At 65.7% G+C, this 8087-nt stretch carries 8 protein-coding genes; 7 read left to right on the top strand and 1 reads right to left on the bottom strand.

Annotated elements, in window-relative coordinates; genetic code table 11:
• Window positions 1-119 precede the first annotated feature (119 nt).
• Window positions 120-551, top strand: a complete 432-nt coding sequence (locus tag QPK31_RS08005) for a VOC family protein (protein ID WP_290422424.1) — start codon at window positions 120-122, stop codon at window positions 549-551.
• A 6-nt stretch (window positions 552-557) separates the two neighbouring features.
• Here QPK31_RS08005 and fnr read toward each other — a convergent pair whose 3' ends face one another.
• The gene (gene fnr, locus QPK31_RS08000; protein WP_290422423.1) at window positions 558-1325 is read right to left on the bottom strand and encodes a fumarate/nitrate reduction transcriptional regulator Fnr; all 768 of its coding nucleotides are present in this window, start codon (window positions 1323-1325) and stop codon (window positions 558-560) included.
• Window positions 1326-1544: 219 nt separating this feature from the next.
• Here fnr and QPK31_RS07995 point away from each other — a divergent pair, with 219 nt between their 5' ends.
• The 6 genes from QPK31_RS07995 (at window position 1545) to QPK31_RS07970 (ending at window position 8069) form a co-directional block, all read left to right on the top strand.
• Window positions 1545-3008, top strand: coding sequence for a cytochrome ubiquinol oxidase subunit I (locus tag QPK31_RS07995; RefSeq protein WP_290422422.1), 1464 nt, complete (start codon window positions 1545-1547; stop codon window positions 3006-3008).
• Window positions 3009-3011: 3 nt separating this feature from the next.
• A complete protein-coding gene (gene cydB, locus QPK31_RS07990) occupies window positions 3012-4019 on the top strand; it encodes a cytochrome d ubiquinol oxidase subunit II (protein ID WP_290422421.1) in 1008 nt (335 codons plus the stop codon).
• Entirely contained in the window at window positions 4019-4171 is a 153-nt protein-coding gene (locus tag QPK31_RS07985; RefSeq protein ID WP_290422420.1) for a DUF2474 domain-containing protein, read from the top strand. The genes cydB and QPK31_RS07985 overlap by 1 nt, the downstream gene beginning before the upstream one ends.
• A gap of 185 nt (window positions 4172-4356) precedes the next feature.
• Entirely contained in the window at window positions 4357-4977 is a 621-nt protein-coding gene (locus QPK31_RS07980) for a molecular chaperone TorD family protein (protein ID WP_290422419.1), read from the top strand.
• The gene (locus QPK31_RS07975) at window positions 4970-5227 is read left to right on the top strand and encodes a twin-arginine translocation signal domain-containing protein (protein WP_290422418.1); all 258 of its coding nucleotides are present in this window, start codon (window positions 4970-4972) and stop codon (window positions 5225-5227) included. The genes QPK31_RS07980 and QPK31_RS07975 overlap by 8 nt, the downstream gene beginning before the upstream one ends.
• Window positions 5228-5246: 19 nt before the next feature.
• Window positions 5247-8069 (top strand): formate dehydrogenase subunit alpha, encoded by a 2823-nt coding sequence (locus QPK31_RS07970; protein ID WP_290422417.1) that lies wholly within the window; start codon window positions 5247-5249, stop codon window positions 8067-8069.
• The last annotated feature ends 18 nt before the right edge of the window (window positions 8070-8087 follow it).

The raw sequence follows: 8087 nt of genomic DNA, 5'->3' as shown, positions 1-8087 counted from the left end.
CCACCCCCCCACAACCACGTGTGCACATTCGGACGGCCGGTTACAACTGGTGGGTTCGAGAACCCACCCTACGAAACTGCGGCATAATTCCTGCACCACCGTTTTCAAGGAGACGCACCATGGAAACCCAGGAATTGCACCGCGGACGCCTGATCGACCACCTGCAACTGGTGGTGCGCGACCTGGCCGCCTCGAAACGCTTCTACAGCGCCGTGTTCGAGGTGCTGGGCATCCCGCTGGGCGGCGAGGGCGACGACTATTTCTGGGCCGACGAGCTGTTCGTCTCCACGCCTGCCAGCGATGCGGCGCAGGGCGAGCTCACCGGACGTCACCACCTGGCCTTCCAGGCCGCCGACCGCGCGATGGTCGACGCGTTTTACCAGGCCGCGCTACAAGCGGGCGGCAAGGACAACGGCGCCCCCGGCGAGCGCGCCACATACCATCCCGGCTACTACGGCGCCTTCGTCCTCGACCCCGACGGCAACAACATCGAGGCGGTCTTCCACGGCGAAGCGAAACGCAGCGCGCCGTCGGTGAAGGTCACGTTCTAAGGAACGTCACGCCATCGGCGTGCACTGCTCGGTCCCGGCCGCGATCGCACGCAGCCGCGCCGGTTCGAGCAGCGTCACCTCGCGCTTGTCGACCGCGATCCATCCCTGCTTCTTGAAGCGCGACAGCAGGCGGCTGACGCTCTCGATCGTCAAGCCGAGGTAATTCCCGATATCCTCGCGCGACATGCGCAGCGCGAAGCTGGTCGACGAATAGCCGCGCGCCGCATAACGCGCCGACAAATTCACCAGGAACACGGCGAAGCGCTGCTCGGCGCGCATGTTCCCGAGCAGGAGCATGACGTTCTGCTCGCGCGTGATTTCCTGGCTCATGATGCGGTGGAAGTGGCGCAGCAGGGCCGGCACTTCGCCGAACAGTTCTTCCAGGCGCGAGAACGGAATCTCGCACACCTCGCTGTCTTCCAGCGCCACCGCGTCGCAATGGTGGCGGTCGCCGCTGATCGCGTCCATCCCCAGCAGCTCGCCGGCCATCTGGAAGCCGGTGATCTGCTGCTCGCCGGCCGCGTTGATCTGGTAGGTCTTGAAGTGGCCGAAGCGCACCGCGTACAGGCTGCGGAAGGGTTCGCCCATCGCATACAGGCGCTCGTCCTTTTCGAGCCGGCGGCGGCGGCCGATGATCTTGTCGAGGCGGTCGATGTCCGCGTTTTCCAGGCCCATCGGCAGGCACAGCTGGTGCATGCTGCAGGCGCTGCAGCTGGCCTTCAGTGCGCCAATGCTGATCGGGGCGGAGACGGTGGAAGAGATGTCCTGGGTCATCGGCTGGAAAGTGGGATGGCAGTCAATACCGGGATTATAGTCCCGGTCGTTTTCCCAACCCAGCCTTTCGGTCCACGCTGTGTTGCGGAAAGGTTCGATGAATGCCTGCAAAAGCCCGGCAACACGGGCCTTGACGCCGCCGGTTTCGTGGCCAGGACGGCAATTGTGCGCACCGTCGACCGTGCTAGATTCTGGACACCGTCGTCTCAAGGAGCATCCATGTTCGGCTTTTCGGCCCTGGATCTGGCACGCATCCAGTTCGCTTTCACGATGTCCTTCCACATCCTGTTCCCGGCCGTGACCATCGGTCTCGCCAGTTACCTGGCCGTGCTCGAACTGTCGTGGCTGCGCACCAAGCGCCAGGTGTATGTCGACCTGTACCACTTCTGGCTGAAGATCTTCGCCGTCATGTTCGGCATGGGCGTGGTGTCGGGCATCGTCATGGCTTATCAGATCGGCACCAACTGGAGCACCATGTCCGAATTCGCCGGCAGCATCATGGGGCCGGTGCTGGCCTACGAGGTACTGACCGCCTTCTTCCTCGAAGCCGGTTTCCTCGGCGTGATGCTGTTCGGCTGGAACCGCGTCGGTCCGCAGCTGCACTTTGTCGCCACCGCCATGGTGGCCATCGGCACCCTGATCTCGGCCACCTGGATCCTGGCCGCCAACAGCTGGATGCAGACGCCGCAGGGTTACGCCATCGAGGGCGGCCGCATGGTGCCCGCCGACTGGCTGGCCATCATCTTCAACCCATCCTTCCCGTTCCGCCTGATGCACATGGTGGTCGCGGCTTACCTCACCACGGCGCTGATCGTCGGCGCGGTCGGCGCCTGGCAGCTGTTGCGGCGGCGCGACAATCCGGCCGTGCGCAAGATGCTGTCGATGGCCATGTGGATGCTCCTGATCGTCGCCCCGATCCAGGCCGTGATCGGCGACTTCCATGGCCTGAACACGGCTGAGCACCAGCCGGCCAAGCTGGCGGCGATGGAAGGGCACTGGGAAAACACGCCCGGCGAGGCGGTCGGCCTGAAACTCTTCGGCATCCCCGACATGGAAGCCGAGACCACCCGCTTCGCGCTCGAGGTGCCGCACCTCGGCAGCCTGATCCTCACGCACAGCTGGGAAGGGCAGTTCCCGGGATTGAAGGAATTTCCGAAGGACGAGCGGCCGAATTCGCTGATCGTGTTCTGGAGCTTCCGCCTGATGGTGGGCCTGGGCCTGTTGATGATCGCGCTCGGGGCCTGGAGCCTGTGGCTGCGGCGCGGCGGGCAAATCTTCACGAAGCGCCTGTTCCTGCGCGCGGCCCTGTGCATGGGCCCGGCGGGCCTGGTCGCGATCCTGGCCGGCTGGGTCACCACCGAGGTCGGGCGCCAGCCCTGGGTGGTGTACGGCGTGCTGCGCACGGCCGACGCGGTGTCGCCGCACGGCGCCCCGGCCCTGGCCCTGACGCTGGGGATCTTCGTGGTGGCGTACTTCTTCGTGTTCGGCGCCGGCACCATCTACGTGCTGCGCATGATGCGCAAGGGGCCGCAGCACTTCGAGCTGCAGCGCACGCCCGAAGGCGGGCCGGGCGAGGAGCGCACGCCGAGCCGGCCGATGTCGGCGGCGGACGTCGGCAACGACGATGAGGGCACCGGGGACGGCGCCGGCCTGGGCCTGGGCGACGCCGGAAAGAGGAGCTGACGCATGGGTATCGACACCTCGGTCATCTGGGCCGTCATCATTTATTTCGCCGTCTTCATGTACGTGCTGCTCGACGGCTTCGATCTCGGCATCGGCATCCTGTTCCCGTTCGTGAAGCAAAAGCGCGACCGCGACACCATGATGAATACCGTGGCCCCGGTATGGGACGGCAACGAAACCTGGCTGGTGCTGGGCGGGGAGGGCTTGCTGGCGGCCTTCCCGGTGGCCTACTCGATCATCCTCTCGGGCCTCTACCTGCCCCTGATCTTCATGCTGGTCGGGCTGGTGTTCCGCGGCGTGGCCTTCGAGTTCCGCTTCAAGGCCAGGGACAATCGCCGCCATTTATGGGACAAGGCCTTCATCGGCGGCTCGATCACGGCCGCCTTTTTTCAGGGCGTCTCGCTCGGCGCCTTCCTCGACGGGATCACCGTCTCGGGCCGCAGCTACGCCGGCGGCGTGCTCGACTGGATTGCGCCGTTCCCGATCCTGGCCGGCTTCGGCGTCATCATCGCCTACACCCTGCTGGGCAGCACCTGGCTGATCATGAAGACCGAGGGCGAGCTGCATGCGCGCATGGTGCAGGTGGCGAAACCCTTTGCCTTGCTGCTGCTGGGCGCCATCGTGGTGGTCAGCATCTGGACCCCGCTGCGCGACCCGGCCGTGGCCGACCGCTGGTTTACCTTCCCGAATACCCTGTTCCTGGCGCCGGTGCCGATCCTCGTGCTGCTCTCCATCGCGCTGCTGCTCGGCTCGCTCAAGGGCAGGCCGCACCGCTGGCCCTTCGTGGCGGCGCTGGCGCTGGTCTTCCTCGGCTACACCGGCATGGCGATCAGCATCTGGCCGCACATCGTCCCACCCTACATCACGATCTGGGAAGCCGCCTCGCCGCCGGCCAGCCAGGGGTTTGCCCTGGTCGGCACGCTGCTCATCCTGCCCGTCATCCTGATGTACACGGTCTGGTCGTACTGGGTGTTTCGCGGCAAGGTCAAGGCCGATGCGGGCTACCACTGATGCGCGGCCTGCCTTTCCTGCGTACGCGGCCGATGCCGCTCTGGCTGCGGCGCCTGGCATGGATGCTGGGCCTGTGGACCGGCGGGGTCGCGGCCCTGTTCCTGGTGGCCTCACTCATACGCATGATCATGCACGCCGCCGGCATGCGTTAAATGGCGGACGGCCGAGGGCCGACTTATGCAAAGGATTTCCAACCGTGCGCGCCTTTGCAGGCTGAGGGACTACACTTTCGATGAAGATTTAATAACGGAGACCCTCAGTGTCCATGCAGTCGGCATCACCTGACCACGTATCTCATCCGGCAAGCGATGCCGCCCGCGCCACGGTTTCCGTTCCTGTGGCGCTTCCTCTGTCCAGCGAAGACCAGGCCCGCGCCGACCTGTATGCCCTGGCCGCGCGCCTGTTGCTGGCGCCGCCGGGCGAAGCGCTGCTGGGCCAGTTGGCCGCGGCCGATCCGATCCTGTCGGAAGGCGGCGACCCGGCCCTGGAACAGGCCTGGGAAAAGCTGGTGCTCGCATCCAGCGTGATGGATGCCGGCGCGGTGCAGGACGAGTTCGATGCCCTGTTCATCAGCGACGGCACGCCGAAGATCAACCCCTACGGTTCGCTCTACCTGTCGGGCTTCATGAACGACGCCCCGCTGGCCGAGCTGCGCGGCGACCTGGCGCGCTTCGGCATCCAGCGCATGCGCGGCGTCGGCGAGTTCGAGGACCACCTGGGCGCCCTGTGCGAAACCATGCGCGTGCTGATCGCGGGCGGCGCCGGCATCCCGCGCCGCTCGCACCACGAGCAGCAGGCGTTCTTCGAGGCGCGCATCGCACCCTGGTATGAGCGCTGCCTGAGCGATATCGCCGGCGCCGAGGGCGCCAATTATTACCGCCTGGTGGCCGCCTTTGTCGGCGCGCTGCTGGCGATCGAGGCCGACGCCTTTGTGGTGGAAGAGGGCTTCGATGACTGAGCCAAACGCACGCAACGAGGAATACGCCATGGACCCCGCACAGCCGGAAACGCCCCACAAGAAACCCGACCCGTCGCGGCGCAGCTTCCTGAAAGCCGCGCCGCTGGGCGCCCTGGCGGCCGTCGCCGGCGGCGCCGAAGCCAAACCCGAGCCTGCCGAGGCGGCCAAGCCGGCGCAGGTGGCCACCAAGCGCGGCTACCACGAAACGGACCACATCCGTCGTTACTACCAGACCGCCGCCTACTGGTGAGCGGCCCCGGAGATTTGCCATGTCGTTAGTCAAGAGTTCCGCCGTCAAAGGCCTGAAGCGCCGCAAATTCCTGGTCGGGGCGGGCGTCGCCGCCGGCGCCGGCGCCCTGGCGCGCCAGTTGCCGCTGAACGTGATCGAGCCGGCGTCCGCCGCCGATCCGGTGGCCGACGCCCCCGTGAAGACCGAGATCAAGCACACCGTCTGCAGCCACTGCTCGGTGGGCTGCTCGGTCGACGCCGTGGTGGCGAACGGCGTCTGGGTGCGCCAGGAAGCCGCCTTCGATTCGCCGATCAACATGGGCGCCCACTGCGCCAAGGGCGCCTCGGTGCGCGAGCACGGCTTCGGCGAACACCGCCTGCGCTACCCGATGAAGCTGGTGAACGGCAAGTACACGCGCATCTCCTGGGACCAGGCAATCAACGAAATCGGCGACAAGCTGCTGCAACTGCGCCAGCAGGCCGGCCCCGACGCCCTGATGGTCATCGGCAGCTCGAAGCACAACAACGAGCAGGCCTATTTGCTGCGCAAGTTCGTGTCGTTCTGGGGCTCGAACAACTGCGACCACCAGGCGCGCATCTGCCACTCGACCACCGTGGCCGGCGTGGCCCAGACCTTCGGCTACGGGGCGATGACGAATTCGTTCAACGACCTGCACTACAGCAAGGCGGTGCTGTTCATCGGCTCGAATCCGGCCGAGGCCCATCCGATCTCGATGCTGCACTTCCTGCACGCCAAGGAACTGGGCGCGAAGATGATCGTCATCGACCCGCGCTTCACCCGCACCGCGCGCTTCGCCCACCACTACGTGCGCGTGCGTCCGGGCACCGATATCCCGCTGGTCTGGGGCATCCTCTGGCACATCTTCAACAACGGCTGGGAAGACAAGGAATACATCGCCGCCCGCACCTACGGCATGGACGACGTGCGCAAGGAAGTGGCGAAATGGACGCCGGATAAAGTCTCGGACATCACCGGCGTGCCGGAAGCAAGCGTGCGCCTGGCCGCCGAGATGCTGGCCAAGAACCGTCCGTCGTCGGTGGTCTGGTGCATGGGCATCACCCAGCACCACGTCGGCACCGCCAACGTGCGTGCATTGTCGATCCTGCAGCTGGCACTCGGCAACATCGGCATTCCCGGCGGCGGCGCGAATATCTACCGCGGCCACGACAACGTGCAGGGCGCCACCGACGTCGGCCCGAACGGCGACTCGCTGCCCGGCTACTACGGCCTGGCCGAAGGCGCCTGGAAGCATTTCTCGAATGTCTGGGGCGTGGATTACGAGTGGATCAAGTCGCGCTTCGGTTCCAAGGAGCTGATGGAAAAGCCCGGCATCACCGTCTCTCGCTGGTTCGACGCGGTGAACGAGCACAACGAGTACATCGATCAGCCGAGCAACCTGCGCGCCGTGTTCTACTGGGGCCACGCGCCGAACAGCCAGACCCGCCTGCCCGACATGAAGGCGGCCATGCAGAAGCTCGACATGCTGGTGGTGGTCGACCCTTACCCGAGCATGACGGCCTCGATGCACGGCCGCACCGATGGCGTGTATTTGCTGCCGGCCGCCTCGCAGTTCGAGACGCAGGGCTCGTGCACGGCCTCGAACCGCTCGATCCAGTGGCGCGAACGCGTGATCATGCCGCTGTTCGAGTGCAAGACCGACCATGAGATCATGTATTTGTTCGCGAAGAAGCTCGGCTTCCATAACGAACTCTGCAAGAACATCAAGGTGGTGCAGAACGAACCAGTGGTCGAGGACATCCTGCGCGAGATCAACCGCTCATGCTGGACCATCGGCTACACCGGCTGCTCGCCCGAGCGCCTGAAGCTCCACATGGAGAACAAGCACACCTTTAACCCAACCACGCTGCGCGCCGACCACGGCCCCTGCAAGGGCGATTACTACGGCTTGCCGTGGCCGTGCTGGGGCACCCCGGAAATGAAGCACCCGGGCACGCCCATCCTGTACGACCTGAGCAAGAGCGTGGCCGAAGGCGGCCTGCCGTTCCGCGCCAACTGGGGTGTCGAGCACAACGGCCAGAGCCTGCTGGCGGCGGACGGCTCGACCAACAAGGACAGCCAGCTTGACACCGGCTACCCGGAGTTCGACCACGTCTTCCTGAAAAAGCTGGGCTGGTGGAACGAACTCACGCCGGCCGAGCAGGCCATGGCCGAGGGCAAGAACTGGAAGACCGACCTGTCCGGCGGCATCATCCGCGTGGTCATTTCCCACGGCTGCGCGCCGTTCGGCAATGCCCGCGCCCGCGCGAATGTCTGGAACTTCCCCGATCCGATCCCGACCCACCGCGAGCCGCTGCTGTCGCCGCGCCGCGACCTGGTGGCCAAGTACCCAACCTACGACGACAAGGCGAACTTCCTGCGCCTGCCGACGCTGTACAAATCGGTGCAGCAGATGGACTTCAGCAAGGACTTCCCGCTGATCATGACCTCGGGACGCCTGGTGGAATACGAGGGCGGCGGCGAGGAAACCCGCTCGAATCCCTGGCTGGCCGAGCTGCAGCAGAACATGTTCGTCGAGATCAATCCGCACGACGCGGTGCAGATCGGCGCCCGCGTCGGCGAATTCGTCTGGGTCGAGACCCCGACGGGCGCCCGCCTCAAAATGATGGCGATGGTCACCGAGCGCGTGCCGATCGGCCTGGTCTGGATGCCGTTCCACTTCGGCGGCTGGTGGATGGGCGAGGACCTGGAAAAACACTACCCCGAGGACGGCGCGCCGACCGTGCGCGGCGAGGCCGTGAACACCGGCTGGACCTACGGTTATGACGCCGTGACGATGATGCAGGAAACCAAGGTATCGATGTGCCGGGTTGTGCGTGCCTGATGTGTACGCGGAGAAGAA

Source organism: Massilia sp. YIM B02769, assembly GCF_030411995.1.
GTDB lineage: Bacteria > Pseudomonadota > Gammaproteobacteria > Burkholderiales > Burkholderiaceae_D > Telluria.
The sequence above is the reverse complement of the archived record's forward strand: the minus strand, read 5'-3'. Positions and strand labels throughout refer to the sequence as shown.

Excerpts from the sequence above, each read along its gene's own strand:
- QPK31_RS08005 (WP_290422424.1), top strand. The coding sequence starts at position 120 with ATGGAAACCCAGGAATTGCACCGCGGACGCCTGATCGACCACCTGCAA.
- fnr (WP_290422423.1), bottom strand. The coding sequence starts at position 1,325 with ATGACCCAGGACATCTCTTCCACCGTCTCCGCCCCGATCAGCATTGGC.
- QPK31_RS07995 (WP_290422422.1), top strand. The coding sequence starts at position 1,545 with ATGTTCGGCTTTTCGGCCCTGGATCTGGCACGCATCCAGTTCGCTTTC.
- cydB (WP_290422421.1), top strand. The coding sequence starts at position 3,012 with ATGGGTATCGACACCTCGGTCATCTGGGCCGTCATCATTTATTTCGCC.
- QPK31_RS07985 (WP_290422420.1), top strand. The coding sequence starts at position 4,019 with ATGCGCGGCCTGCCTTTCCTGCGTACGCGGCCGATGCCGCTCTGGCTG.
- QPK31_RS07975 (WP_290422418.1), top strand. The coding sequence starts at position 4,970 with ATGACTGAGCCAAACGCACGCAACGAGGAATACGCCATGGACCCCGCA.
- QPK31_RS07970 (WP_290422417.1), top strand. The coding sequence starts at position 5,247 with ATGTCGTTAGTCAAGAGTTCCGCCGTCAAAGGCCTGAAGCGCCGCAAA.